Origin of the sequence: Pseudalkalibacillus sp. A8, assembly GCF_045920555.1 — a bacterium.
Taxonomy (GTDB): Bacteria; Bacillota; Bacilli; order Bacillales; family Fictibacillaceae; genus Pseudalkalibacillus.
On record NZ_CP174509.1, the window covers coordinates 823,686 to 849,828 of the forward strand.

Here is a 26,143-nt window from a genome sequence, read left to right on the forward strand (position 1 = left end):
CTTATAAGTGTCTGGATCTCCCTTGAGGTTCAGGCATTTTTTTGATTTCCTGTACTTTATCTTTGTTAATTTTCGCGAAATTCACTCCCTTTCCGCAGGCGATCCGCAAGCCTCATCGCTTGTACATGGATCTCAACACAAAAATGAAATCATTTTCGTGTCTGCGATGAGAATTCTTTAGAAGCATTTAGTCGAAGTTCATTATTATACTCGAAGATCCTTAATGGTTATTGGCCTGCGGGGTCTCGCCTGGCCCGCTTTTCCCGCAGGAGTGTCGCGAATTTCTCTTCTATCAAGAATTTTCTTGAAGTGTAAACAACATCATAAAAGCGTATTTTAAAATTCACTTGTTGTCAGTTCCAAAGTCTGGTAGAATTATTTTTCCGTCTGACTTTTCAGACGATAAACTCTAAGGAGGTAACTGAACGTGAAGAAACAGATTCAAAGTGCCTTTGATATTGAGAAGCAGCAACTCGAACAAATCGCTGCAGAGATCAAGAGTCAGATAATGAAGTTGGAAAAGATACCGAGGTATTTTGGTGAGGATATTGCCGAACAAGCTCTCGACGATCATCGTGAGCAAGCCCGAAGGAACCTGCGAATAGCAAAAGAGGAGCCATTTTTCGGAAGAATCGACTTTCATCCAGAGGGAGAGCCAGGACCAGAAGAGATCTACATAGGTAAGATTGGAGTTACTGAGGAATCGACGAACGAGCTTATGGTCATCGATTGGCGTGCGCCGGTTGCCAGCCTTTTTTATTCGTATAGTGGTGGGGAAGGGGACATCTATTATTTAGCTCCAGAAGGAAGAGTCGATGGTGATATCCATTTGAAGCGGAATGTAGTCATCCGCAATCAGAAGCTCCAGCGTGTAGTTGATACTTATGTAATGGGCAGCACTGAAACAGGGGGAACGGATGAATTTTTAATTTACCGGTTGGGAGATAAGAAGGACAATCGATTGCGTGACATCGTCTCGACCATTCAAGCTGAGCAGAACCATATCATTCGTGCGGATAAAAACCAGCCACTGATCATCCAAGGGGTTGCAGGATCCGGGAAAACGACAGTTGCCCTTCATCGTCTTGCTTACTTGCTATACCATTACAGGGATCATCTCAGTGCAACGCAAATGATCATCTTCGCTCCGAACAGGATGTTTCTTGACTATATTTCCAATGTCCTTCCGGAACTTGGTGTTGGCGGGATTCAACAGACTACGTTCAATGAATGGGCGCAAGGAGTACTGGAAAACGGTATCACTGTTTCGGAAGGTACAGACGAACTGGAAAGCATTTTTTCAAAAGGGCTGGAGAATACCAAACATGTCCTGGAAGCTGGAAGATTGAAGGGCTCATTGGCATATAAAAAAGTTTTAGAGGAAGCTTTGAACCAGCTTGAAAAGACTATGGTCCCGGAAGCGGATTTGAAGCTTTGGGAAGGGGCTGTCTTGCATTCCTCTACCGTAAAAAAGTGGAACGATGAACAGCGGCATTTCCCGATTTCAGTACGACGAAACCGGATAATGAAGCGATTGAAGACATGGGCACAGAAACAAGTGGAAGAGATACTGCCCCATGAACGGAAAGAACGGAAGAAAACTGCTGATAAACAATTGAAAGCTTACATGAAAGAATGGCCGGATCACAGTGCCTTTTCATTTTATAAGGAATTATATAAGAAAACGAGGCTGCAAGATTTCGCTTTACCGGTCCAAAAATACCTGCCTCAAGAAATCAGGGACGATACAAGAAAGCGGATGAACAAAAAAGGAGTGACGGCAGAAGATTTACCAGCGCTTATCTGGATTCATCAAAGGCTTATCGGAATGGATAAGCAGTTTACTTATCAGCATGTAGTCATAGACGAAGCGCAGGATTTCTCACCATTTCATATAGAAGTGTTGAAATTGAATGTAAGCGAGGATTCGTTCACTATCCTCGGTGATATTTCACAAGGAATCCACTCTTACAAAGGGATTAAGAAATGGGAAGAGTTCATAGAGGTGTTTGGACAGGAGAAGTCCCAATACGTACAAATGGGGAGAAGTTATCGTTCTACCTTAGAGATCATCGAGTACGCCAATCGGATCCTGCAAAACATGCGGCACACAGGTGGTCTCGCAAAACCCGTATTCCGAAGCGGTGAACCAGTCAAGGAAGTCCAGGTGAGTAGGACTGATCGGATCGAGAAGACCTTATCGGTTTTAGAAAAAATCCAAGAGTCGGATGCAAACAGTATTGCAATGATAGCAAGGACTGCAAAGGATTGTGAAGAAATTCATGAAAGGATAACGGCTCATGGAATTGAGGCTTCATTAATAACAGCCGACCAGACAAATTATCAAGGCGGTATTTCGGTGATACCTGTGTATTTGACAAAAGGCTTGGAATTCGATGCCGTGGTACTTCTGGATGCCGATCCTGATCATTATCAACTCAACGATGCGGATGCAAAGCTCTTATATGTAGGATGTACAAGAGCCCTACACCAATTATGGGTCTTGTACGAAGATGAATTAACACCGCTGGTACGCACAAAGCTGAATCTATGATCGCTATTGTTGAGCAACTTTAACCCATGATCGGGCAATTATTCTCATTCATTGAGCAACTTTGCAATGGTCGAGCAACTTTCTCATTTCTTCGAGCAATAAAAAGGGCTGACACTTTTTTAGGTCAGCCCCTTTACTTTTATAGTTTATGACTATTAAACTTTTAGCCTATTTTTCAGCCTACTACCAGGTTTGCGACCAATAGCAATACGAGGGAAGCTGCCCACACAATCGTAGTGGGAATTGACCATGTGAGAATCTGTTCTTTCACATTTTTTATTCCTAACATACGGTTTACAACCCAGAATAAGCTATCATTGAAATAAGAGAACACCATGGCACCGAGTGTCGCTGCCTGAGCTGCGAGTACCATATTGACGTCCAGACCAGCTAAAATCGGTGCTGATATGGATGCGCCGGTAATCATTGCGACTGTACCACTACCTTGGATTAAGCGGACGATACTGGCGATGACGAATGGGAGTAATATGGCAGGCAGGGAAGTCTGCGCGATTTGTTCCGCAATATAGTCACCTGCGCCGCTTTCTCTCAACACATTACCTAAAGCTCCACCTGCACCAGTCACAAGCAGGATGATACCCGCATCCTTGATACCTTCTTCCATACGATCGATCGCAGTCGATTGCTTCACATGATTATATAGACCGTAGATGGCGAAGATTAGTCCAATTCCGACAGCAATGATAGGAGCTCCTAGGAAATTGATGATATCATAAATGCCACCTTCAAGCCCGATTGCTGCGATCGTTGTATTTAAGAAAATCAAAAAGATCGGTACTAAAATCGGTAATGAGGAACGCAGTAAAGACGGTAGATTTTTATTCTCTTGCATTTCGTAATACTCTTCCAATGTTTGCGGCATTTCAGGTCTTACGAACCCTTGGCCATCTTCATCTGGAAGCTGGTAGATCTTTTTACCTACCCATTTCGCGTAATAGACACCAACAATGATAAGCGGAATTGCGAAAATCAAACCTGTGAGGATCATCCATCCTACATCGACACCGAAGATTCCAGCAACGCCTAAAGGTCCCGGGGTAGGAGGAACAGCATGGTGTGTCACGGCAAGACCGACACCAAGCGCGACACCTAATGCAACAACGGATTTACCAGTCTTTTTTGATAGCGCTTTCGCAAGTGGGGCTAAAATAACGAAAGCAGAATCGACGAAGATGGGGATTGAGACGACATATCCTGTAACAGCCATCGCCCATTCTTCTTTTCGCTTTCCTAACCATTTTATAAAACTATAGGCCAATCTTTCCGCAGCGCCTGAGACTTCCAATATACGGCCCATCATTACACCAAAACCGATGACGATTCCGATTGAACCAAGTGTGCCGCCAAATCCTGAGGTGATGGCATTGACCACGTCAGGGGCTTTCATACCCCCGACGATTCCAGTGATGGATGCTGCGATGATCAATGCTAGAAAGGCATGGATTTTCGTACGTAAAACTAGAAAGATTAGAAAGAATACTCCGAGAACTAAGCCTAATATCATTTGTGCTCCAGATGCTTCCATTTTTATTGCCTCCTATAGGTTGTTAACTGTTGTTAGATATTCTTCCGTGTGAATCTAGAAGCGTATTTAGCCGCCAGCTTTATGCACTCTTCCATACTGACGGTACTAGCAATACCTTTACCTGCGATATCGAATGCTGTTCCATGGTCCACAGAAGTTCGAAGGAATGGCAGACCATTCGTAATGGATATCGTTCTTTCGAAATCAGTCATTTTTGCAGCAATATGCCCTTGGTCATGATAAAGGGAAAGGACTGCATCGAATTTTCCATTTAACGCATGATGGAAAACCGAATCTGCAGGAACCGGTCCAACAGCATCAATGCCATCTTGATTTGCAAGTTCAATTCCAGGGGTCAATTCATCAATTTCTTCGCGTCCGAACAATCCGCCTTCACCAGCATGTGGATTCAATCCTGCTACAGCAAATTTCCGTTTTTCGACACCTAGACGTTGAAGGGCTTTATCACATCGGTTCAAATAATCACGGACACGTTCCTTTGTCATTTGATCGATGGCATCCTTTACACTGAGATGGCGTGTCAAAAAGAAGATCCTCATATTACGGACTTCAAACATCGTTAATGGATCATCCGTGTTTGTAAGAGCAGCAAGCATTTCTGTATGCCCGATATATGGAACTTCTGCAGCTTTTAATGATTCCTTATTGATCGGAGTCGTCGCCATGACATGGACATCTCCAGCATTAGCAAGTTCTACCGTTTTCTTGATATAATCGAAGGCAGCTTGTCCACATTGAGCTTGTACTTCTCCAAATTTCAGTTCATCGACCTTCAAGTTCGGAAGATGGATGACATCGATCGTTCCAAACTCATATTTTCCTTCTTCAGGTGAATCCACTTTATTTATCGAAAGATTCACATCCATGATCCCGATTGCTTTTTCCAAGACCTCAGTATGCCCGATTACAATTGGACGCGACTGTTCATAAATCTCTTTTTCACTTAAAGCACCGACAGTGATTTCAGGTCCTATTCCTGCAGGGTCCCCCATAGGAATAGCGATGATTGGTTTTTCAATACGTGTTGTCATACGTTTTTCTCCTTTCTGTATTGGGAAAGTTTATTTTTTAAAAGTTGTACGCAATCATAAATGGCTTTCTTGTCACCGACAAGTCCACCTTTGGTCACGACGGAAATGCCATCGAAATGTCCACCGATGAACTGGCCGTAAGCCGCTAACGGAATAACTTCATCGTCAAGATGTATACCTGATGCTCCACTTATGGCACAAATAGAAGCTGTAACATCACCGCCGCTTGAAAAACAGCCCTCAATTTTGTATGGTGATTGTTCAATCAGTTTCCTTGAAATCTTAGCAAGCCCATCAGTTATTCGCTTAGCAAGTGCATCTTCAGAGGACTTTTCAACAATGGCTTTTTCTTTCAAGTTCACCCGCTTTGCACCAGGGTGGTAGGTCGTAACTACAATGAGGTCATTTTCCTGTACCATTTTCAGGGCTTCATCAACAGAACGTTGTATCTCTTCTTCCCATCTTCCATTAAAAGTGGCAAGCTTTTCAGCGTCTACATGAATAGGAGTAATCTGTGCCTTAGAGTACAGGTATTCAAGTTGCCTTCCGGTCATCGTGGTAGCACTTCCTACGGTGACAAGGATTTTACTTGGATTAACTTGCTTCTGGATGTAATCACGGCAATAGGAAGCAGTGAGTGGCCCAGGGTCACATGGTATGACCTTCTTGTTTTCAATCAACGTCATCGCTTTTGCGATTTCATCGATTTCTTCATCAGTCACAGCATCGATGGAAATGATCCTTATTCCTTTTTCGGTGAGATCCTTTATCCTGGCTGCAATGGGTTCCGCTCCTTTAAGAACTGTAGATAATGGAATGTGTTCTACAGGGTATAAGCTTTGGGATTGAATGATATTCGGAACGTATGATTCAGTTAAAGGTTTGATCGGATCCCTTGCCACATCCGTTTCTTGTAATGGAACACCCTCAACAAGCAGATATCCTCCTGTGGTGACACGGCCTGATTTAGGAAAGGAGGGACAGACGATTGCAATGGTTTCTTCGCCTAATTCATCGAGCATCGCATCAATTTCATATCCGAAATGCCCCCTGACTGTACTGTCAATTCTCTTGCAAAATACAGTTACATCCTGTTCTTTGAATTTATTGATAGCCGTTTTCACACGTTGCTGGCATACACTGACTGGGGAATATCTACTGTCTGTATCAATACAAATCGCATCATATTGATTTTTTTCCGGTAATGGAGCGTCCCGCACCACTGTTGCGGTCTTGAATCCTTGTTTTGTCAGTCTGACTCCTGTAGCATTCGCACCGGTCAAATCATCTGCAATAACTCCAATCACATCAAGTCTCCTCACTTTCTATCTGGTAGGTCTTTACTTGTTGCTCAATGAGTGCATAATCTTCTCTTTTGCCTCGGTTATCTGTGATGAAGCCTTTCAAATCAGCTAGAGAACAAACTTTACTGAAGGCTTTATGATTTATTTTGCTTGAATCCGCCAGTAACCAGGTTTCTTCAGCAGATTCCATCATCAGTTTTTTCACGAGCGCTTTTTCTAAAGTAGGTGCTGTAATCCCTGCCTGAATATCAATTGCATGGGCACCAAGGAAAAACAAATCAACGTGGATCCCTCTTAAAAATTCTTGGGTCTGGGCACCGAATAACGCTCCTACATTGTTTTGAAGATCTCCGCCAGTCACGATCACCTTCAATGATGAATCGACCAGTTCACTTGCAATTTTTATATCATTGGTAATGATAGTGAGATCCTTCCGATCTACTAATTGTCGTGCTAACTCAAGGGTGGTAGTTCCTGAATCAAGTAAAATGCTTGATCCGTCTGGGATGAATTCTACAGCCTTTTTTGATATGGCTCTTTTTTCATGTACATCCTTTGTTTCTTTATTCAAATATGGTGTTTCAAGGGTAAGGGACCTAGGTGAAACCGCTCCCCCATGGGTTCTGATCAATTTTCCATCCTGTTCTAATTGGACAAGATCCCGCCGGATGGTCATTTGAGAAACATTGAACTTTTCACTTAAATGTTCAATATCCACTTTTCCAGTTTCATTCACATGGGAGATGATTCTTTCCCTTCTTTGTGATGGGGACATTGTGTTCATTCCTTTACTGGTGTGTTCATTTTTATCATTAACTATTATCAATTATGTTAAAAGTGAACACAAATGTCAACAAAAATGTTCATTTTTATCATTTATTGTGTTTGAAATTAACATTCGGTGCCAGGTACCAATTAAAAAGTCAATAATACCAAGGGGTCTGAAACAGTGCCAGGCACTTAATGTTTTTGTTATAAAAAAAACCTTGTAATTTTTCAGACTTTTCAATATAATCAGTTATGAAAACGATTTCATGTATATACAAGTTCTGGAAGGAGGGGGAATCCTATAAGTAGGAGATTGAATGGCGACGATATCTGATGTAGCTAAACGTGCCGGATTATCACGCACTACTGTCTCACGTGTGATCAATCAACATCCCTATGTCAGCGAGGAAAAGAAAAAACTTGTAATACAGGCGATGCAGGAGCTTCAATATGTACCGAATTCAAACGCACAGAAATTGAGGAAGCAAAGAACCGAGACGATTGCGGTGTATGTGCCGCGTCTTACCAATCCATTTTTCAGTCAATTGGTTGAAACGATGGAAGAAGTCGCTGCAGAAAAAGGATTTCAACTCTTATTCTGCCAAACAAGGTATAACAAGCAACAAGAATTAAGTTATCTGCAATTGTTACGAAGAAAGCAGATTGATGGATTAATCTTAACTTCAATGGAAAATCATTGGTCAGAAATTGAACCCTATTTAACATACGGCCCGATCGTCCTTTGCAATGAATATGATTATGAAGCAAAAGTTCCGATGGCACATCTCGACCAGGTAATGGGCGGTTATATCGGAACAAAGCACTTGATCGACCGTGGACATCAATCGATCGTTTACTGCAGTTCAGAGCCAGGTGGCAGCAGGGTATCCAAAGGCAGGCAAGAAGGCTACATAAAAGCCATGCACCAGGCAGGCATCTCAATTGAACCAGAATGGATGTACACGGATCAATTCACGATAGAAGGCGGAAAACGCTTATTCTATCGGCTCCATAATCTGAAGGAGCGGCCGACAGCAGTATTTACCGGAAGTGATGAAGTAGCTTCAGGGCTTATATTCGAAGCAAGGAAAAATGGCTACCGCATTCCTGATGATTTAGCCGTCATTGGATTTGATGATCAACCGGTCGCTGAACTGATGGACCTGACAACGGTCAAACAACCTATCCATCAATTAGGAAGGACTGCGATGGAGTTGATGGTCGAACAAATCCAGTCATCCAAAAAAATCACCACGAAACGAGTTGAATTACCATTTGAACTAATTATAAGAGAGTCAACCTAAGGGGATTTTTAAGATTTTCATCTTTAATTTTTTACAAAATATGAAATCGATTTCAAAATTAAAGGAGGATATTAGTATGAAAAAATCAAAATGGACAAGTTTGTTCTCAATTTTGCTCATATTGAGCCTTATCCTGGCGGCCTGTAACTCCAATGAAGATAGTGGAAGCGGCGGGAATGATGATGAAAACAAATCTGAAGATGAACAAGTGACAATTGTTTATGCAAGAGGTCAAGATGCTACGAAAGCGACAGATGAAATCATCAAAGCGTTTGAAAAAGAACATCCGAACATCAACGTTGAATTCCGTGAAATGCCCTCTGACACAGGAGCACAGCACGATGCTTACGTGACAGCATTGAACGGTAAATCTAGTGAAATTGATGTTATGGACCTTGATGTCGTGTGGCCGGCTGAATTTGCACAAGCGGGTTATGTGATGCCGCTCGATCGCTTCTTGAAAAATGACGGAATCGACTTAAAAGATTACAACGAGGGTGCAGTAAGTGCTGCTAACTTTGAAGGAAGACAATGGGCAATGCCAAAATTCATCGATGCTGGAATGCTGTTCTACCAAACCGACATCACAGAAGAACCATCGAAAAACTGGGATGAGCTTATGAGCCAGGCATCAGAGCTTAAAGGTGAGGAAGGCACGAAGTTCGGGTATTTGATGCAAGCAAAGCAATATGAAGGATTGGTTTGTAACGCAGTTGAATTCATCGCCTCCTATGGTGGATCGATTGTTAATGAAGATGGTGAAGTGGTTGTAGATAGTGAAGAGTCGATTAAAGGTCTTGAAAAGTTGGTTGAAGTAGCAAATTCAGACTTCGTGCCTGAAAATATAACGACGTTCACGGAGCCTGAATCCCATACTTCATTCATTGAAGGAGAATCACCATTCATCCGTAACTGGCCTTACCAGTATGCTTTAGCGAATGACGAAGAGCAATCTAAAATTGTCGGAAATGTTGGAGTTGTGCCGCTCCCAGAAGGGGATGCTGGATCTGCGGCAGCTCTTGGCGGATGGATGACAGCAATCAACCAATTTTCTGAGCACCCAGAAGAAGCCTGGGAATTCGTAAAATTCATGACAGGACCTGAAGGGCAAAAGATTTCAGCGATTCATGGCGGTCTCGCTCCTACGATCTCTTCTCTCTTCGAGGATGAGGAAATTTTAGAAGCGAACCCATTCTTTAAAGAAGAAGGATTCGTAAACGCACTTGAATCTGCAGTATCACGTCCGGTCGTTCCAAACTACCCGGAGATTTCAGAAATCATCCAGATCGAAGTTTCTAAAGCGATCGCCGGGGAAAGCACACCAGAAGAAGCAGCAAAAGCAATGCAATCAAAAATCGAAAATGCCATGAAATAACGAAATCAGATAGGGCTGGCTCTACCATATGTTACTTGGAGTTGGTATTAAAATGTCCATCCCCAGTAAGATACGATGGGGTCAGCTTCCATCATCGAAAGGTGTGAAAATGGATTGAGTGATCATACTTCGAAACCTAAGAAGAAACGTAAACTTTCTGAGAGCTCCGTGGCTTACTTTTTGATTGCACCTTCACTTCTTCTGATTCTCGTTATTGCGATATGGCCGGTTATCCAGTCCTTCTATTTTTCTTTGTTTGATTTGAGACTGAACAATCCTACCAAATCAGAAGTCCATACGAGCCATATGATTGATCTCCAACGTTATTTAGATAACTATTTTCTATTAGAAGGTGCGATTGATAAAGAATTAGACAAAGCTGATGAAGGTAACACCGAAGCATTGAATGGTGTGAAAGAGGACCTCTCTAAACTAGATTCATCTTTATTAGAAGATGAAAAAATAAAAGAACGGTACGAAGTCATCGATGAAAAACTGATGAAATTTGAAAAGATCGGTCCAAAGGAAAAGCTTGTCGAGGTTGAGAAAGACCGGGCGGAAGAAATACAAACTACTCTGAATGATATCGAGAAAAAAGTGAAAGGTCTCAGCGACCTAGAAGACCCGAATACAGTCAAAGGGTTGAGTTCCGCTTTAGCTGATTCGGTCATCAAACCGAATTTCATCGGTTTCGACCATTATGCGAAAAATTTAACAGACAAAAGAATGTGGATGTCGATCTGGAATACCGTCGTCTTCACAGTCGTGTCTGTTGCAATCGAATTAGTGATCGGGCTGATGATCGCACTGCTTATCAATAAAGCATTCTTTGGAAGAGGGCTTGTCCGGGCATCCATCCTCATACCCTGGGCGATTCCTACAGTTGTTGCCGCTTTAATGTGGAAATTCCTTTACGATGGCCAGAATGGGATCGTTGCAAAAATATTTGAAGAAGTCGGTCTGGTCAATCGGATGGCGACACTCCTGACTACTGATACGGGAGCAATGTTTTCCGTAATTTTTGCGGATGTCTGGAAAACGACGCCTTATATGGCTTTATTACTGCTTGCTGGGCTTCAGACGATACCGACGAGCATGTATGAAGCAGCCGCAATCGATGGGGCGAACAAATGGAATCAGTTCTTCACGATTACACTTCCTTTATTGAAAACCAGTATACTTGTCGCCTTGTTATTCCGGACATTGGATGCATTCCGCGTGTTTGATCTCATTTTCGTATTGACCGGAGGAGGTCCTGCCAATTCAACTGAAACCATATCCTTGCTTGCCTATAAAGTCATGATTGCTCAATCGAACTTTGGAGAAGGTTCAGCTCTATCTGTGGTGGTTTTCCTCTGTGTAGCGATCATCTCCATGATTTACATTTCTTTATTAGGCAGAGATCTTTTGGATGATAAAAAATAGGAAAAAGGAGAGGGTGAGTTGAATGCAGAAAAAAGCCGGACCTTTGTTTTATATCGGTTTATTCATATTTATTTTTCTAGTGATGTTTCCGTTTTTATGGATTCTGATCAGTTCATTAAAGCCCGTATCTGAATTATTTGGTGAAAAAGCGTTCGTTCCTTTTACATCGGATCCCACTTTTGTAAACTATCAATCCGTATTCGTGAACCATCCATTCTTGACATACTTGAAAAATAGTTTGATAGTCTCTGGGGTGACAACTATATATACCGTCCTCATCGCTTCATTTGCGGCTTATGCAATAGCACGGATGAAGTTCAGAGGTAAAACCGTCATACTGGGGCTTGTACTATCTGTCTCGATGTTCCCGCAGATTGCTACAATCTCCCCAATTTATATCATTCTGAAAAATCTAGGACTGACTAACAGTTACATCGGGCTGATCATACCGTATACGACCATTACTTTACCGTTATCGATTTGGATTCTTGTTACGTTCTTCAGAAAAATTCCCTTCGATCTGGAAGAGGCTGCAAAGATTGATGGAGCATCCATTATGCAAACGTACTGGCGGGTCATTCTTCCGCTTGCTGTACCAGGAATTTTCACAACAGCCATCCTTGTATTCATAGCGGCATGGAATGAGTTCTTGTTCGCCCTTGTCTTAAATACGCAAGAAGCATATAAAACAGTGCCTGTAGGGATCGCCATGTTCCAGGGACAATTTACAATCCCCTGGGGTGAAATTTCAGCAGCCACAGTCGTCGTTACAGTACCTTTAGTGATTATGGTCTTGTTATTCCAACGCCGGATTGTTTCAGGACTGACTTCTGGTGCGGTGAAAGAATAGTAGTTCTTTAGAAAGGCTTTGTAAGAGAAATTCACGATACTCCTGAGGGAAAAGCGGGCCAGGCGAGACCCCGCAGGCCAATAACCATTAAGGATCTTCGAGTATAATAATGAACTTCGACTAAATGCTTCTAAAGAATTCTCATCGAAGACACGAAAATGATTTCATTTTTGTGTTGAGATCCATGTTCAAGTGAGGAGGCTTGCGGTTCGCCGAGGAAGACAATTACGTAACACAGAGCCTAAATGAATAGGAGGCAATCATGGCAAAACAATGGTGGAAAGAAAGTGTCGTTTATCAAATCTATCCCAGAAGCTTCAACGACAGCGACAATGATGGGATAGGAGATTTGAACGGAATTATTGAAAAGCTGGATTACTTGAAAGAGCTGGGAGTGGATGTCGTATGGTTATCGCCGGTTTACGAGTCCCCGAATGATGATAACGGGTATGACATATCCGACTACCGTTCGATCTTGGATGAATTCGGTACGATGGACGATTGGGAACGTCTATTGGATGAGATGCATAGACGGGACTTGAAACTCGTCATGGACCTTGTCGTCAACCACTCCTCAGATGAACATGCGTGGTTTGCAGAGTCCCGGAAATCAAAAGACAACCCGTACCGGGATTACTATATTTGGTGTCCTGGAAAGAATGGTGGAGAACCGAACAATTGGGTATCGTTTTTCAGTGGATCGGCTTGGCAGTATGACGAAGCTACTGATGAATACTATATACATCTGTTTACGAAAAAACAGCCGGACTTGAACTGGGAAAATCCAGAACTTCGGAAAGAAGTCTACGATCTTATGAAATATTGGCTCGATAAAGGTGTTGACGGGTTCCGCATGGATGTCATCAACGTCATCTCCAAAACACCTGGATTACCAGATGCAAAGGTCACGAATGATCGGAAATACCAGTGGGGTGGAGAGCACTTTGTTAACGGCCCGCGTTTTATGGAATTCATGCAAGAGATGAATGAAAAGGTCATTTCAAATTATGACGTCATGACGGTAGGCGAAATGCCGATGGTTTCACCAGAGGATGGTGTTCGTTTCACGAATGAGAAAGATGGAATCGTCAATATGCTCTTTCAATTTGAACACATGGATGTCGACAGCATCCCAGGACATGCTCTGGGAAAATGGGCGATCAATGATGAATGGAAGCTTACGGATCTGAAGAAAGTCATGAGTAAATGGCAGATAGAGATGCAAGAAGGGAACGGCTGGAACAGTCTTTACCTTGAAAACCATGACCAGCCGCGTTCCGTTTCGCGATTCGGAAATGACAAGAATTATCATGAGGAATCCGCTAAAATGCTTGCTACATGGCTACATATGATGCAGGGAACCCCATATGTGTACCAGGGACAGGAGCTTGGTATGACGAACGTCGCCTTTGATAAACTCGAGGATTATAAGGATGTAGAAATCCATAACTTCTATCGGGATGTTGTAGAGAATGGGAATGAAGACCCTGATATGATCATGGAGGCGATCCGTGCAAAGGGAAGGGATAATGCAAGAACGCCAATGCAATGGAATAGTGACACTAATGCAGGTTTTACGAATGCCGAGCCTTGGATTAAAGTGAATCTGAACTATACGGATATCAACGCAGAACAACAGGTGAACGATCCGAATTCCATCTTTTCGTATTACAAAGAGTTGATTAAGCTCCGAAAACAGTATGAAATCGTGGTTTATGGCGATTACCAGTTGATCCTTGAGGATGATGAGCAGATTTATGCTTATATGCGTATATTAGGGAATGAAAAGCTGTTGGTTGTTACAAACTTCAGTAACAAAAAGCCTCTTTTCAAACTGCCTGAAGACATTTCTTTTGGTCAAAAAGAGCTTCTGATCGCCAACTATGAAGTACGGGATGAGGAAGTCAAGGAATTCACCTTAAAACCATATGAAGCACGCGTATATAAATTAAAATAAGGAACGGGATCAGAGTCCCGTTCCTTTTCTCTTTCTGCAAATTTTTCAAATCAATTCATGGAAGACAATTTTTCGGATTCTTGCCTTTTAAAGATGGCTTGATCAAGTGCATAAGCCTTAGAACCACTGATAGAAAGGGCTACTGCCATAGCTAAAAGCGCTAGATCCAATTCATAGCCGGTCATTTGGCCATTACCTAAAAATCCTGCTGCAAGTTTCACTTTTACGATAGCACCGATCATTAATAGGACAAATAATGCGGATACAACTCTACTGAATAAACCAAGAACCAGAGCGATCCCTCCGATAAGTTCCAACAATGCAACACCATAAGCCAGAAACCCAGGAAGCCCGATGCTGTCGAACCATCCAGCGGTATTTCCTATCCCGCCCTGGAATTTTACAAGTCCATGGATAAAGAAAGTCATCCCTAATATAACCCGTAACACCAAATTACCTGCTTCATACTTATTTTCCATATTATTACCTCCAAGTAAGAATTTTGAAAGATTTTTAAAATGCTTATATCGATTCTCCAAATTGCCACACACTATGACTCAGATTTCCATATCGATAACTACGATGTAACAATGTCGCACTTTGATCTTGATCGGCTGCGCCCATCGCATAGAAAATCGGAATGAAGTGTTCGTTCCCATATGGTGGTACCGCAAGTTCAGCAGCTGGGGCTAACGAATCGTAACTGAATAATGATTCCAAATCCCAATTCTTCAATCGTAGATCCAACCATTCATCAAAGTCTAGTGCCCATTGGTCGACACTTCCGTCATCGCTGCCCATCCTCAAAGCACTTAGATTATGGACAGTACCACCACTAGCTATGATCAATATATCATTTTCTCTTAAATGAGATAGGGAACGACCAATTTCATACTGCTGGCGGGGCGTAAGAAGTGGGTTTACAGACATTGAAATGACAGGGATTTCAGCAGAAGGGTAGAGCATCTTAAGTACTACCCATGCCCCATGATCCAACCCCCGCTTATGATCGACCTCATATGGAACACCGTGTTTTGTAAATAAATCTTTGATTTCTTCTGTAACGGATCCGCTTCCTTTCGCGGGATATTTTATACTATAAAGAGCTTCTGGAAATCCACCGAAATCATAGATGGTTTCAAACTCATCTACATCACTTACCTTTTGGATCGGTGATTCCCAGTGCGCTGAAAACAGTATGATAGCTCTAGGCTTTGCTAACGTACGTCCTAAGGTATACAAAAACCTGGTATACGTATTACTCTCGATTGCCAAAAGGGGTGCCCCATGAGCGATAAACAAAGATGGCATCATTATAAGTTCTCCTCCTTTTTTACGCAAGGTCGTATTTACCGAATTATTAAAATTTTTCTGATTTTTTATTCATATAAGGATAAATTATTCTTATGAGTATACAACAACATAAAAAATAAGTTCCGTATGTTTCTTTATATGAATATTAATTAGTTATAAGATAACAATGAGTTTATAGATTGTCAATGAGTATTTTGCTAATATATAAATAAGTTTTTTAAATGGAAACATTAGAGGTGATTAAACTGGAAATTGGTACAAAGATTCGTTCGATCCGAAACAGAAAGAAAATCACCATTGCTCAAATGTCTGAGGGGACTGGACTTTCAAAAGGTTTTATAAGCAATGTTGAAAATAATAATACTTCTCCATCGATCAGTACATTAAGTACGATTGCAGAGTACCTAAGAGTACCATTGCCTTATTTATTATTAGAAAAAAAACAACACATGCGAGTCATCAGGAAGAATTCAAGAACAAGCTCGACTTTCAATGGTTTAAAAATAGAGCATCTTACCTCAAAAGGCGGGCTCAGAATGATGATCGTGGAATTTCCGCCAGGGGCTTCTATTGGAGAACCCCATTCTCATGAGGGAGAAGAGTGCCATCTTGTATTGGAGGGGAAGATTCTGGCTGAGCAAGGAGAAGACTCCATCATTGTAGAAGAAGGGGATTCCTTTAGTTGGAATGCTAGTGTTCCTCACTTTGTGAAAAACGTAGGAGAGGGTAAAGCAATTGTCTTGATCTCAATTTATTCAGATACCGAATTGACTGATGTATTGTAATTTTGCATTCATCTCAACAACCGTAAAATCCTTTTCAAGAAGCTGGGTTTCCTTTATTTTGACCGAACGTTGATATGATAAAGATGAGTCTCGACGTTTTAAAAAACAATAGAACGGAAATGTAGTGTAAAAGGAGGTAATCCTATGGATTCTAAAAATAATAAAAGTCAAAATAAACAGAAACTCCATAATCAGAAAGAGCCGGAACATACACTTCATGAGGATGAAACCGTAGACCCAATGCCTGTTGAAGATCAGAAACAAGAGATCAAGGAAGAGAGAAATAAACATCAAACAAAAGACGATTCATCAAGCGAAAGACGTTATCGTAAGAATGAATGAGGAAAGCGACCTTTTTATGGTCGCTTTTTTTTACTCTTTAAAGTAGTCCTTTATAAGAGCTGTCTAAATTCGTTTGACAGAGATCGCTTTTCTCATTTTGTTCAAGGAATCCTGCGATTTATCCTTCGTTTTCATCATGACATTCACGTACAAGGCATCAATGATGCTCAGTTGGGCTATCCGTGAGGCTAAAGCTTCTGAACGATAATCCGTTTCTTCAGATGTCGTGAACAGAGGGACGTCCACTTTTTGCCCCATAGGGGATTTGGCCAGTGTCGTGATTCCGATTGTTTTCACCTTATTTTGTTTTGCGACATCCAACACCTCTAACAAGTCTTTGTTCGTTCCGGAATGGGAAATAAACACGATGACATCCTGCTTAGTCAGTTGAGATGCAGCCATCAGCTGAAAATGTGAATCCGAATAGGCTGCAGATTGAATCCCGCTTCGTAAAAACTTATGATGGGCATCCTGTGCAACAATCCCCGAACCGCCATTCCCGTAAAATTCAACTTTTCTAGCATGAATGATCATTTCAACCGCTCTTTGATAAGGTTCCTGCTCTAAAATATGAGTGGTTTCTTCAAGGGTTCGGATGTTGGAGCGGAACACTTTTTGAGCAACTTCTTTTTCATTATCCGTTTCATTGATCGTTTCATGTATATCCTTGACAGGGTTGACGATTTCAGAAGCCAGCGCGATCTTCATCGCCTGATAACCTTTAAAACCGAGCCGTTTACAGAAACGGAAAACAGTGGCCTCAGCAACCTGCAGATCGTCTGCCACCTGACTGATCGTCGAATGGATGATGTGTTCTGGACTATTCAATATATAGTCAGCAATCATTTTTTCTTTTTCACTGAACCTGTTATAGAAGGAACGAATCCTAGGTATGCAGTGTTGTTGTTGGTCTTTACTCAAGGTTGGTCTCCTCTCCACAAAAGGATGTTCAAAAAGTATCCGGATAAGTGATGTTCAAAGACTTTTAAGGTTATTACTATTATATACCATTCTATTACGAAAAAAAATTTCATGAAAGCGGTTGAAAAGAAAAAATATTTTTGTATAATTGGTGACAAAAGAAATATTTTTTCATCACATGGCATTCATTATATATCATTGGAGGGTTTATTATGCAAATCGGTTTGATTGGTCTTGGGAAGATGGGGTACAACCTCGGTTTGAATTTACTTGATCACAATCATGAGGTACAAGTTTTTGATGTGGATGCTTCAACTGTCGATGCATTTGAAGCAGATGGCGGAAATAGCCACTCCTCAATTAAACAATTAGTTGAAAACTTAGTAGCACCAAGAACGGTCTGGATTATGGTTCCAGCAGGAGAAATCACAGAGGCTGTCATTTCTGAGTTAGGTGAATTACTGGACCCAGAAGATATTATTGTTGATGGGGGAAACACCAATTATAAAGAGTCTGTAAAAAGAGCTGAATTCTTAGGTGAAAAAGGCATCCATTTCCTCGACGTCGGGACAAGCGGCGGCGTAGACGGAGCAAGGAACGGTGCTTGCATGATGATTGGCGGTAACGAAAGTGCTTACAAACGCCTGGAATCAGTGTTTAAAGAAGTAACGGTTGAAAATGGCTTCCTTTACACAGGTAAATCAGGTAGCGGACACTTCTTGAAGATGATCCATAATGGAATCGAATACGGCATGATGCAAGCCATCGCTGAAGGGTTCGACATCCTTGAAAAAAGCCCATTCGATTACGACTATGAGGGTGTATCGAGAGTTTGGAACAATGGATCGGTCATCCGTTCTTGGTTGATGGAACTCACTGAAAATGCTTTTTCTAAAGATGAAAAACTTGAAGATATCCGAGGCGTCATGCACTCATCAGGAGAAGGAAAATGGACGGTTGAAACAGCACTTGATCTGCAAACTGCTGCACCGGTCATCGCTCTGTCATTGATGATGCGTTATCGCTCGTTGGAAGAAGATACGTTCGCGGGCAAAGTCGTTGCTGCATTAAGAAATGAATTCGGCGGACATGATGTTGTAAAAAAATAATAGTTGATTGGGGGAGAAGGAGATGTCAGGAGCAGGATTGATTCTAGTCGCCTTATTAGGCATAATCGTTTTACTATTCTTAGTCATGAGGACGAAATTGCAGGCATTTGTCGCACTACTGATCGTCAGTATTCTAGTCGGTATCGGCGCTGACATGAAGTTAAGTGACATCATCGGTTCGATTCAGGAAGGGATGGGCGGCACTTTAGGTTTCGTAGCCGTCGTCGTCGGCCTTGGAGCGATGTTCGGACAGATGCTTGAAGTATCCGGCGGAGCTGAACGCCTTGCACAAACGCTTATCAAGAAGTTCGGAGAAAGCAGAGCACAATGGGCATTGAGTATCACAGGTTTCATTGTCGCGATTCCGGTATTTTTTGATGTCGGGTTCATCATTTTAGTTCCGATTGTCTACGGGTTAGCGAAGAAAACAGGGAAATCCCTCTTGTTTTACGGGATCCCGCTTCTAGCCGGTCTTGCGGTTACACATAGTTTCGTGCCACCGACACCTGGGCCGATCGCGGTTGCAGAACTCATCGGAGCAGACATCGGCTGGGTCATTTTATTCGGTATCCTTGCAGGGATTCCTTCTATGATTCTTGCAGGTCCGGTCTTCGGTAAATATATTGCGAAGAAAATCCATGTGAATGTCCCGGATTACATTGATCTTGAAGAAAGAAAATATGACAGGGAGCTTCCGGGCTTTGGGACCGTCACGAGCTTGATTCTCATTCCACTCGTATTGATCCTTTTGAATACGTTTTCAGGTGTGCTTTTGCCTGAAGGGAGCAATTTACGAGCATTCTTGACTTTCCTAGGCCATCCATTCGTTGCTTTAATCATTGCAACAGTACTTGCCTTTTATATTCTTGGAACTCGTAAAGGATATTCGAAGGATGAGGTACAAAAGATAGCCACGAAAGCTCTTGAACCAGCGGGAATCATCATACTTGTCACAGGTGCAGGTGGAGTATTCAAGCAAATCCTCATCGATTCTGGTGTAGGCGATGTATTGGGTGAGATGATGGCAGGTTCATCATTGCCACCGTTACTATTGGCGTTCTTGATTGCTGCATTTGTACGTGTCGCACAAGGTTCGGCTACCGTATCCATGATCACTGCAGCCGGAATCATGTCCCCGATCATCGATTCCCTTGGATTAGGTGGACCGGTGCTTGGATTGATGGTCATCTCGATTGCAGCCGGGGCTACGATTTTATCTCATGTGAACGACAGTGGTTTCTGGCTAGTGAATAGATACTTTGGACTTGATGTAAAAGATACTTTGCGCTCATGGACGATGATGGAGACGATCATCGCACTTGTAGGTTTTGCAGTCGCATTCACAATCGGAATCTTCATTTAATGGAACTGAAAGGACGTTTTCAATCATGCAACAAGAATGGTTTGTAGGAGTCGACATAGGGACAACCAGTACAAAAGCGGTCGTATATGATGCATTGGGCGAAGTTTTAGGACTTCATAATGTGGAGTATCCCTTGCATACACCTGAAGTATCTGCCGCCGTACAGGATCCTGAAGAAATTTTTCAGGCTGTGTTGATGAGCATCCGTACAGCTATAGAAAAAAGTGAAGTAGATGGTAAAAAGATGGGGTTCATTTCTTTCAGTTCAGCAATGCATAGTTTGATTGCAGTCGATCATGAAGGATCACCGCTAACGCAATGCATCACCTGGGCAGATACGAGAAGTTCGAAATGGGCAGAAAAATTGAAGGCAAGTCCAATAGGCCATGAAATTTACAGAAGGACAGGGACGCCGATCCACCCGATGTCACCATTGGTTAAGCTGATGTGGTTGAAGGAAGAGTATCCACAACTGTTCCAGTGTACGGCTAAATTCATTTCGATCAAGGAATATGTGTTTAATAAGCTATTCGATTTGTTCATTGTGGATCATTCCATTGCTTCAGCAACGGGGCTCTTCAATTTAGAAAAAATGATATGGGATGCTGAAGCACTTAAGGTAGCCGGAATAACAGCAGATCAATTATCAGAGCTGGTGCCGACGACAAAATCTATTGTTGGTTTGGACGAGAAGTTTGCGGAGGTTTTAGGAATCGATCAATCGACTCCATTTGTCATAGGGGCAAGTGACGGTGTGCTGTCTAATCTAGGCGTCAATGCGATTGAACCAGGTGCTGTAGCTGTGACGATCGGTACGAGTGGAGCGATCAGAACCGCAGCCAATAAACCTGTTACAGATCCTAAAGGTCGTACATTTTGCTATGCTTTGACAGAAGACCTCTGGATTATTGGAGGACCAGTCAACAACGGAGGGATGACGTTTCGTTGGTTGAAGGATGAAATATGTGGGGCGGAGATCGAATCAGCAAAACGGCTGGGGATCGATCCTTATGAAGTCCTTACAGGAATTGCTGCCAATGTTAAGCCGGGAGCAGACGGATTATTGTTCCATCCTTATTTAAGTGGAGAAAGGGCGCCGTTATGGAATGCGGATGCCAGAGGTTCATTCTTCGGATTAGCGTTGCATCACGGGAAGCAACATCTGATACGAGCTGTACTAGAAGGAATCGTCTTCAATCTGCATTCGGTTATGCTTGCTCTCAAAGAATTGATCGGCATGCCGAACAGAATCCAGGCAACTGGTGGATTCGCACGTTCTCCACTATGGAGACAGATGCTTGCTGACATTTTCGATCAGGAAGTATTTGTTCCTGAAAGTCATGAAAGTTCCTGTCTGGGTGCTGTCATTCTCGGGATGTATGCACAAGGCAAGATCGAAACACTCGATCATGTGAAGACGATGGTCGGATCAGTGCATCAACATACTCCTGACCCAACGCATGCAGAGATCTATAATGAACTGATGCCCATCTTCATCCGGGTATCGCGAAAACTGACTGATGAGTACGAGGCAATCGCCGCCTTCCAAAACAATCACGTAAAACCGGAATAAATATGATTTTGGAACGGGGCTGTCCCAAAACAATAGTGTCAGACATCACCAACACAACATTTTGTATCACGATATTTCCCAAAGTGTTGTTAGATTCGGTGTAAGTCAGACACTAATGGGACAGTCCCGTTTTTTATGGATGTCCACTTAGGCTGATAATAGGTTATCAATACGCTATCTTGAATGTGTTATAATTAATTTCACAATATTAAGAATTCATTATTACATTAATACAATGTACACAACTAGATTGGGGAGATTAAAGATGCCTAATATTGTCGATATCGTTCAATCACAAGTCATCTCTTCTATTAAAAGAGAAAGAGATTTGGACAAAGCCATCAACTCTAATTCAAATATTACGTTTGTTTTGACTGGAGACATCATCACTACCAAAGGTTATTTGGATCAATTAAAAAAAGCGGACAAAATGACATTTGTACATATCGATTTTATCGAGGGTCTGTCAAATACCAAGAGTGCAATCACTTACATAGCTGAAGTCTGGAAACCTATGGGGATTATTACGACTAAAAGCAACCTGATCAAGTATGCAAAAGAAGAAGGATTAATGACGATCCAACGCCTATTTCTAATTGATAGAAATGCATTGAAAAAAGGAATCGAAATTGCCCATAATTGTAAACCAGATGCTATCGAGGTCTTACCTGGCTTGATGCCATCTGTGATTGATGAGTTGACAAGACTGACGAACCTGCCAATCATAGCTGGCGGGTTAGTAAGCAGTAAAGAAGAAATACTGAATGGGTTGAGAGCAGGGGCATTGGCTATCTCATCTGGTGATCCTAAATTGTGGAATCTAGAATTATAGATTCCTATTTCATCGTTAAAAGTTTTCTTCAATATCTTTCGATTTATTTTTCTGTGTAAACCATCGGTTAATATTATGTTCTTCAAAAAAATTCCCGATTCTCGTTATGACGGAGGTGATAACGGTAGCAAAAATGACAATCCCATAAAACCCAGCACCGATACCGATGCCTCCTACATAGAAAATCATAGCGGCAGAAGTCAGTCCTTTGACACGTAATCCATCTTTTAAAATGACACCTGCGCCTAAAAAGCCTAATCCAGAGACAATTTGAGCAGCAAGCCTCATAGGGTCCATCATTTTTCCACTGTTATCATCACTAAGAACTTCTGCACTCTGAATAGAAACCAATGTAATCAACGTACATGCAACTGCTACATAGGTATAGGTTTTTAGTCCCGCAGGTTTATTTTTTGAAGTTTATCCCAGCCTATCAAAAACCCAAGAATAGCACTTATCAAGATTCTGAAATAAAACTCATATGCCCAAAAAAAATCAATGATATATTCCATTATCGCGGACTCTAAACTTGACGTAATGAGTATAAATAAAAGATCACACCATAAAGCGAATTCTACTAAGATAGAATTGCACTATGGGTGGTCTCTTTTACTCTTCCCTAAAATATCTATTAGATTTATAAATAGATGATAAAGCAACTCTAGTAAAATTGAAATTGTATAATTCTGAAAATTTAAAATATTATATTGTATTATCTGAATCACTCCTGTATCATAAAGATAATCAAATAATTTCCAAGACAAAGTTTGTCTAGGGTAGAGAAGAAGAGAACCCTGTGACATTAATTGGTATTACATCCATTGTAATACTTTTTAATCGTCATGGGGTTTTATTTTTTGGGCCGGTATCAAGCAGGGGAAGAAAACACTTTATTCAAGGAAGATAAGTATGAAAAGAAATTTTGACAAGTTGGTAATGTATTTCGTCTCGTTTGTACTGGTTATGGGCATTATATTTTCAGTAGCTCCGCCTCATAAGACAAATGCATTAGAAGGAAGTCCCACTATCCCACCATTGCTTATTACAGAAGTAGTTCCTAACACTGACAACTATGCTGGTTATGACGCCTTTGAGCATCTGGAAATCTATAATAATAGCAGTGAACCTATCGATTTAAAAGGATACAAAATCGAATCTTATAATTGGAATGCAGTAATTACCGAATCTTTAATCATTGAACCATGGGATACACAGATTTTTTGGACAAGAACAGAAAAAATTGGACCGATTTCATTAGAAGCCTTCAATTACAATTACTTCATGTCTTACAAAAGTAAGTATTTTGAGGAGGCCCAGGTTCGAATTTTAGAGGATATCCCTGGTTTAGTTAACAGCGGTTCCCGATCGGTAGCCGTATTTGATCCTCAGGGCCTTGAAGTCGTTAGAGCAAATTATACAGGCAATGATGTATCTTTGAAAAAATCAATAATCTTCGGCTACCCACAAGATGGGACCGTGACCATGAAGAAGTTAGCGGGTCACCAGGAACCGACACCGGGATGGATCATCGAGGATCAAGCGCCAGCTCGCCCGGTACAGGATGATGTGGCTCCTGAGGTACCAACCAATATGAATTTGACGGCTGGAAATGGCGAAGCGATATTGACATGGGACCCGGATTCAGAAACTGATATTTACCGATATCATATCTACAAGGATGGGGACTTAGAATTCTCGGTAGACCCATCGGTAAATGAATTCACTTTATCTTCCCTTATCGGTAATAGGGATTATGTAATCGAAATGACAGCAGAAGACACTTCAGGGAACGTGTCAGAAAAATCGGTTCCTATGATTGTAACACCAGCCCATCAGATCATCACACAGGTGGAACGTTCCTCACATCATAAAGACCCCAAGTATCAGGATCTTTGGGATATCAGTGAAGGTGGTCCGATCATAGCAGGTTTGGTCCAGGATCTCGTGCCACAGGGACTTACCTATTATAAGAAAAAGGATTGGTTGCTGACAGTCAGTTATTTGGATGATGGACGTCCTGGAACATTGACTGTCACGAATGCAACCAGTGGGAAATTAATCAAATCTGTATTATTGTACAACACAGATGGTACGCCATATACAGGGCACGCTGGAGGAGTAACTGTCAGTAGGGACCACGTATGGATTTCTTCAGAGGAATACTTGTTCCAAATGAAAATCAGCGATCTAGTTACTGTTGAAAATAATGGAGAGATCCAATTCATCGAACAAATACCTGTCCCGGTACATGCAGCTTATACTGTATATGATGAAGGAATTCTTTGGGTTGGGGAGTTTTATGAAGCAAACTCTTATCCTACTGACCCATCACACCATATCGAGAACCGTGAGGGCGAAATGCACTATGCCTGGATGGTTGGCTACAATCTTGAACGCAACAATGACAACTTGTCAGATGAGCATTGGAATGGTGATCCGGCCCAATCAGCAACACCTGATTATGTATTGTCGACTACTGGAAAAGTCCAAGGTGCAATCGTGCAAAAGGCAGCGAACAATGGGATTACGCTAAGCACCTCCTATGGAAGAGGGAATGACAGCGTCCTATACCGTTATGAATATCCACTAAACGAAGAGTCACATGATACTGTTGAAGTGAATGGAAAAGAAGTCCCTCTTTGGTTCTTAGATGGTGCAACTTCGAAGCCGCGACAAAGTATCGTAGCAATTCCGATGCCGGAAGGAATTGTCGAGATTCAAAAAGAACTTTATGTCGTTTTCGAATCCGGAGCAAATAAATACAGATATACCACCACCTACCCTATGGACCGCATGCTGAAGATCGATATGAAAAAATTGATGAAAGATGACAAAGAATATTAAGAGGTTATAAAAAAGGAGGGCGGTCATACCGTTCTCCTTTTTTATCCTTAAATCACTTTATTGAATAATATTCCTTTCACCGATGTAAACACATAATCTGGTTGCCATTCAGAGGTTGGGACCTCGCCAGCAAGCGTAACCCCAGATAGGACCAATGCTGTTTTCATCCCGGCATCTATCCCCATCCGAATATCTGTTTCAAGTCGGTCGCCGATCATGATACATTGTTCGGGTGGAAGCTTGAGAATATTGATTGCAGCCTCTACCGTCAACACAGAAGGCTTTCCAATTTGTACATCAATTTTCTTTCCTGTGACCCCCTCTAATGCTCCGATCATTCCCCCGCAATCTGGAACTTCGCCAAACTCGACAGGACAAGTTCTGTCTGGATTGGTAGCAATCGTTTTCGCACCGTTCTTAACTGCCTGGTATGCAAAGTTTAAATGTTCATAATGAAAGTCACGATCCCATGAAAGAATCACAATATCTGTCTGTTCAGGGGTATGGGCAATGGGAAACCCAGCGTCCATAATCTCATTTTTTATAATCTGTTCGCCAATGACATATAGGGTGGAGGCAGGGTGGTTAGTCTTCAAATAATTGATCAATGTCAATGTCGGGTTCAAGATATTGTTTATGGTCACATCAATATTGAAGTTCCTTAACTTTTTCACGTATTTCTGTCTGGATTCAATTGTTTTATTGGTCAAAAACAAAATTTGCTTTCTTTCTTTTTGAAGACTTTTGATTACAACATCTGCATCTTTAATTAACTGGTTTCCGAGATAAATCGTACCATCCAAGTCAAAAATATAACCCTTGATTTCTTTCATCTTATCCTCCGTTATCCATAAAATAATCCCTTGAGCCTGACGAAATATCCAATTAAAAAATTGGATTATTCATTGCCCAAGGGATTCTCCTA

At 41.7% G+C, this 26,143-nt stretch carries 21 protein-coding genes and 1 pseudogene; 13 read left to right on the forward strand and 9 right to left on the reverse strand.

What is annotated here, in order from left to right; all coding sequences use genetic code 11:
• The first annotated feature begins 439 nt into the window (after positions 1-439).
• The gene (locus ACJROX_RS04360; RefSeq protein WP_408011573.1) at positions 440-2,554 is read left to right on the forward strand and encodes a HelD family protein; all 2,115 of its coding nucleotides are present in this window, start codon (positions 440-442) and stop codon (positions 2,552-2,554) included.
• Between the two features lie 175 nt (positions 2,555-2,729).
• Here the strand turns inward: ACJROX_RS04360 and ACJROX_RS04365 are convergent, their stop codons facing one another.
• The 4 genes from ACJROX_RS04365 to ACJROX_RS04380 are packed head-to-tail and all read right to left on the reverse strand — an operon-like array spanning position 2,730 to position 7,231.
• On the reverse strand, positions 2,730-4,100 hold the full coding sequence (locus tag ACJROX_RS04365) for a GntP family permease (protein ID WP_408009539.1): 1,371 nt from the start codon (positions 4,098-4,100) through the stop codon (positions 2,730-2,732).
• 32 nt (positions 4,101-4,132) lie between these two features.
• Positions 4,133-5,152, reverse strand: a complete 1,020-nt coding sequence (gene pdxA, locus ACJROX_RS04370) for a 4-hydroxythreonine-4-phosphate dehydrogenase PdxA (protein WP_408009540.1) — start codon at positions 5,150-5,152, stop codon at positions 4,133-4,135.
• Positions 5,149-6,459, reverse strand: a complete 1,311-nt coding sequence (locus tag ACJROX_RS04375) for a four-carbon acid sugar kinase family protein (RefSeq protein ID WP_408009541.1) — start codon at positions 6,457-6,459, stop codon at positions 5,149-5,151. Before ACJROX_RS04375 ends, pdxA begins: the two co-directional genes overlap by 4 nt.
• 1 nt (position 6,460) lies before the next feature.
• Positions 6,461-7,231 (reverse strand): DeoR/GlpR family DNA-binding transcription regulator, encoded by a 771-nt coding sequence (locus ACJROX_RS04380; RefSeq protein ID WP_408009542.1) that lies wholly within the window; start codon positions 7,229-7,231, stop codon positions 6,461-6,463.
• A 310-nt stretch (positions 7,232-7,541) separates the two neighbouring features.
• On the opposite strand from ACJROX_RS04380, the gene ACJROX_RS04385 reads away from it, so the two are divergent.
• The 5 genes from ACJROX_RS04385 to ACJROX_RS04405 all read left to right on the forward strand — a co-directional run bounded on the left by ACJROX_RS04385 (position 7,542) and on the right by ACJROX_RS04405 (position 14,135).
• On the forward strand, positions 7,542-8,528 hold the full coding sequence (locus ACJROX_RS04385; protein ID WP_408009544.1) for a LacI family DNA-binding transcriptional regulator: 987 nt from the start codon (positions 7,542-7,544) through the stop codon (positions 8,526-8,528).
• 76 nt (positions 8,529-8,604) lie between these two features.
• Complete coding sequence (locus ACJROX_RS04390) at positions 8,605-9,903, forward strand: ABC transporter substrate-binding protein (RefSeq protein ID WP_408009545.1); 1,299 nt, start codon at positions 8,605-8,607, stop codon at positions 9,901-9,903.
• A 114-nt stretch (positions 9,904-10,017) separates the two neighbouring features.
• Entirely contained in the window at positions 10,018-11,328 is a 1,311-nt protein-coding gene (locus tag ACJROX_RS04395) for an ABC transporter permease subunit (protein WP_408009546.1), read from the forward strand.
• A gap of 22 nt (positions 11,329-11,350) precedes the next feature.
• Entirely contained in the window at positions 11,351-12,178 is an 828-nt protein-coding gene (locus tag ACJROX_RS04400) for a carbohydrate ABC transporter permease (protein ID WP_408009547.1), read from the forward strand.
• A 262-nt stretch (positions 12,179-12,440) separates the two neighbouring features.
• Positions 12,441-14,135 carry a glycoside hydrolase family 13 protein gene (locus tag ACJROX_RS04405; RefSeq protein ID WP_408009548.1) on the forward strand — a complete coding sequence of 565 codons (1,695 nt, stop codon included), beginning with the start codon at positions 12,441-12,443 and terminating at the stop codon, positions 14,133-14,135.
• A 50-nt stretch (positions 14,136-14,185) separates the two neighbouring features.
• Here the strand turns inward: ACJROX_RS04405 and ACJROX_RS04410 are convergent, their stop codons facing one another.
• Together ACJROX_RS04410 and ACJROX_RS04415 are read right to left on the reverse strand one after the other, a co-directional pair.
• Positions 14,186-14,614 (reverse strand): DoxX family protein, encoded by a 429-nt coding sequence (locus ACJROX_RS04410; RefSeq protein WP_408009549.1) that lies wholly within the window; start codon positions 14,612-14,614, stop codon positions 14,186-14,188.
• Positions 14,615-14,657: 43 nt separating this feature from the next.
• Entirely contained in the window at positions 14,658-15,449 is a 792-nt protein-coding gene (locus tag ACJROX_RS04415; RefSeq protein ID WP_408009550.1) for a dioxygenase, read from the reverse strand.
• A gap of 245 nt (positions 15,450-15,694) precedes the next feature.
• On the opposite strand from ACJROX_RS04415, the gene ACJROX_RS04420 reads away from it, so the two are divergent.
• Together ACJROX_RS04420 and ACJROX_RS04425 are read left to right on the forward strand one after the other, a co-directional pair.
• Positions 15,695-16,234 carry a helix-turn-helix domain-containing protein gene (locus ACJROX_RS04420; RefSeq protein WP_408011574.1) on the forward strand — a complete coding sequence of 180 codons (540 nt, stop codon included), beginning with the start codon at positions 15,695-15,697 and terminating at the stop codon, positions 16,232-16,234.
• Positions 16,235-16,378: 144 nt separating this feature from the next.
• Positions 16,379-16,576, forward strand: coding sequence for a hypothetical protein (locus ACJROX_RS04425; protein WP_408009551.1), 198 nt, complete (start codon positions 16,379-16,381; stop codon positions 16,574-16,576).
• Between the two features lie 63 nt (positions 16,577-16,639).
• Here ACJROX_RS04425 and ACJROX_RS04430 read toward each other — a convergent pair whose 3' ends face one another.
• Positions 16,640-17,497, reverse strand: a complete 858-nt coding sequence (locus tag ACJROX_RS04430) for a MurR/RpiR family transcriptional regulator (RefSeq protein WP_408009552.1) — start codon at positions 17,495-17,497, stop codon at positions 16,640-16,642.
• 212 nt (positions 17,498-17,709) lie between these two features.
• Between ACJROX_RS04430 and gnd the strand changes: the two genes are divergently transcribed.
• From gnd to ACJROX_RS04450, 4 genes are all read left to right on the forward strand, one after another.
• Positions 17,710-18,606 (forward strand): phosphogluconate dehydrogenase (NAD(+)-dependent, decarboxylating), encoded by an 897-nt coding sequence (gnd, locus tag ACJROX_RS04435; protein ID WP_408009553.1) that lies wholly within the window; start codon positions 17,710-17,712, stop codon positions 18,604-18,606.
• Positions 18,607-18,628: 22 nt separating this feature from the next.
• On the forward strand, positions 18,629-19,969 hold the full coding sequence (locus ACJROX_RS04440; RefSeq protein WP_408009554.1) for a gluconate:H+ symporter: 1,341 nt from the start codon (positions 18,629-18,631) through the stop codon (positions 19,967-19,969).
• 25 nt (positions 19,970-19,994) lie between these two features.
• Positions 19,995-21,542: a gluconokinase gene (gene gntK / locus ACJROX_RS04445; RefSeq protein ID WP_408009555.1), complete on the forward strand. Its 1,548-nt coding sequence runs from the start codon at positions 19,995-19,997 to the stop codon at positions 21,540-21,542.
• A 265-nt stretch (positions 21,543-21,807) separates the two neighbouring features.
• Positions 21,808-22,374: a glycerol-3-phosphate responsive antiterminator gene (locus tag ACJROX_RS04450; RefSeq protein WP_408009556.1), complete on the forward strand. Its 567-nt coding sequence runs from the start codon at positions 21,808-21,810 to the stop codon at positions 22,372-22,374.
• Positions 22,375-22,389: 15 nt separating this feature from the next.
• Here ACJROX_RS04450 and ACJROX_RS04455 read toward each other — a convergent pair.
• Positions 22,390-22,886, reverse strand: a pseudogene (locus ACJROX_RS04455) (MgtC/SapB family protein).
• Positions 22,887-23,283: 397 nt separating this feature from the next.
• Between ACJROX_RS04455 and ACJROX_RS04460 the strand changes: the two are divergent.
• Positions 23,284-25,218: a lamin tail domain-containing protein gene (locus tag ACJROX_RS04460; protein ID WP_408009557.1), complete on the forward strand. Its 1,935-nt coding sequence runs from the start codon at positions 23,284-23,286 to the stop codon at positions 25,216-25,218.
• A gap of 47 nt (positions 25,219-25,265) precedes the next feature.
• On the opposite strand, the gene ACJROX_RS04465 is transcribed toward ACJROX_RS04460, so the two are convergent.
• Positions 25,266-26,051, reverse strand: coding sequence for an HAD-IIA family hydrolase (locus ACJROX_RS04465; RefSeq protein ID WP_408009559.1), 786 nt, complete (start codon positions 26,049-26,051; stop codon positions 25,266-25,268).
• Between the last annotated feature and the right edge of the window lie 92 nt (positions 26,052-26,143).

Bases quoted from the DNA above. Each gene is read 5' to 3' on its own strand.
- ACJROX_RS04365 (WP_408009539.1), bottom strand. From the start codon at position 4,100: ATGGAAGCATCTGGAGCACAAATGATATTAGGCTTAGTTCTCGGAGTA.
- pdxA (WP_408009540.1), bottom strand. From the start codon at position 5,152: ATGACAACACGTATTGAAAAACCAATCATCGCTATTCCTATGGGGGAC.
- ACJROX_RS04380 (WP_408009542.1), bottom strand. From the start codon at position 7,231: ATGTCCCCATCACAAAGAAGGGAAAGAATCATCTCCCATGTGAATGAA.
- ACJROX_RS04385 (WP_408009544.1), top strand. From the start codon at position 7,542: ATGGCGACGATATCTGATGTAGCTAAACGTGCCGGATTATCACGCACT.
- ACJROX_RS04390 (WP_408009545.1), top strand. From the start codon at position 8,605: ATGAAAAAATCAAAATGGACAAGTTTGTTCTCAATTTTGCTCATATTG.
- ACJROX_RS04400 (WP_408009547.1), top strand. From the start codon at position 11,351: ATGCAGAAAAAAGCCGGACCTTTGTTTTATATCGGTTTATTCATATTT.
- ACJROX_RS04405 (WP_408009548.1), top strand. From the start codon at position 12,441: ATGGCAAAACAATGGTGGAAAGAAAGTGTCGTTTATCAAATCTATCCC.
- ACJROX_RS04410 (WP_408009549.1), bottom strand. From the start codon at position 14,614: ATGGAAAATAAGTATGAAGCAGGTAATTTGGTGTTACGGGTTATATTA.
- ACJROX_RS04415 (WP_408009550.1), bottom strand. From the start codon at position 15,449: ATGATGCCATCTTTGTTTATCGCTCATGGGGCACCCCTTTTGGCAATC.
- ACJROX_RS04425 (WP_408009551.1), top strand. From the start codon at position 16,379: ATGGATTCTAAAAATAATAAAAGTCAAAATAAACAGAAACTCCATAAT.
- gnd (WP_408009553.1), top strand. From the start codon at position 17,710: ATGCAAATCGGTTTGATTGGTCTTGGGAAGATGGGGTACAACCTCGGT.
- ACJROX_RS04440 (WP_408009554.1), top strand. From the start codon at position 18,629: ATGTCAGGAGCAGGATTGATTCTAGTCGCCTTATTAGGCATAATCGTT.
- gntK (WP_408009555.1), top strand. From the start codon at position 19,995: ATGCAACAAGAATGGTTTGTAGGAGTCGACATAGGGACAACCAGTACA.
- ACJROX_RS04450 (WP_408009556.1), top strand. From the start codon at position 21,808: ATGCCTAATATTGTCGATATCGTTCAATCACAAGTCATCTCTTCTATT.
- ACJROX_RS04460 (WP_408009557.1), top strand. From the start codon at position 23,284: ATGAAAAGAAATTTTGACAAGTTGGTAATGTATTTCGTCTCGTTTGTA.
- ACJROX_RS04465 (WP_408009559.1), bottom strand. From the start codon at position 26,051: ATGAAAGAAATCAAGGGTTATATTTTTGACTTGGATGGTACGATTTAT.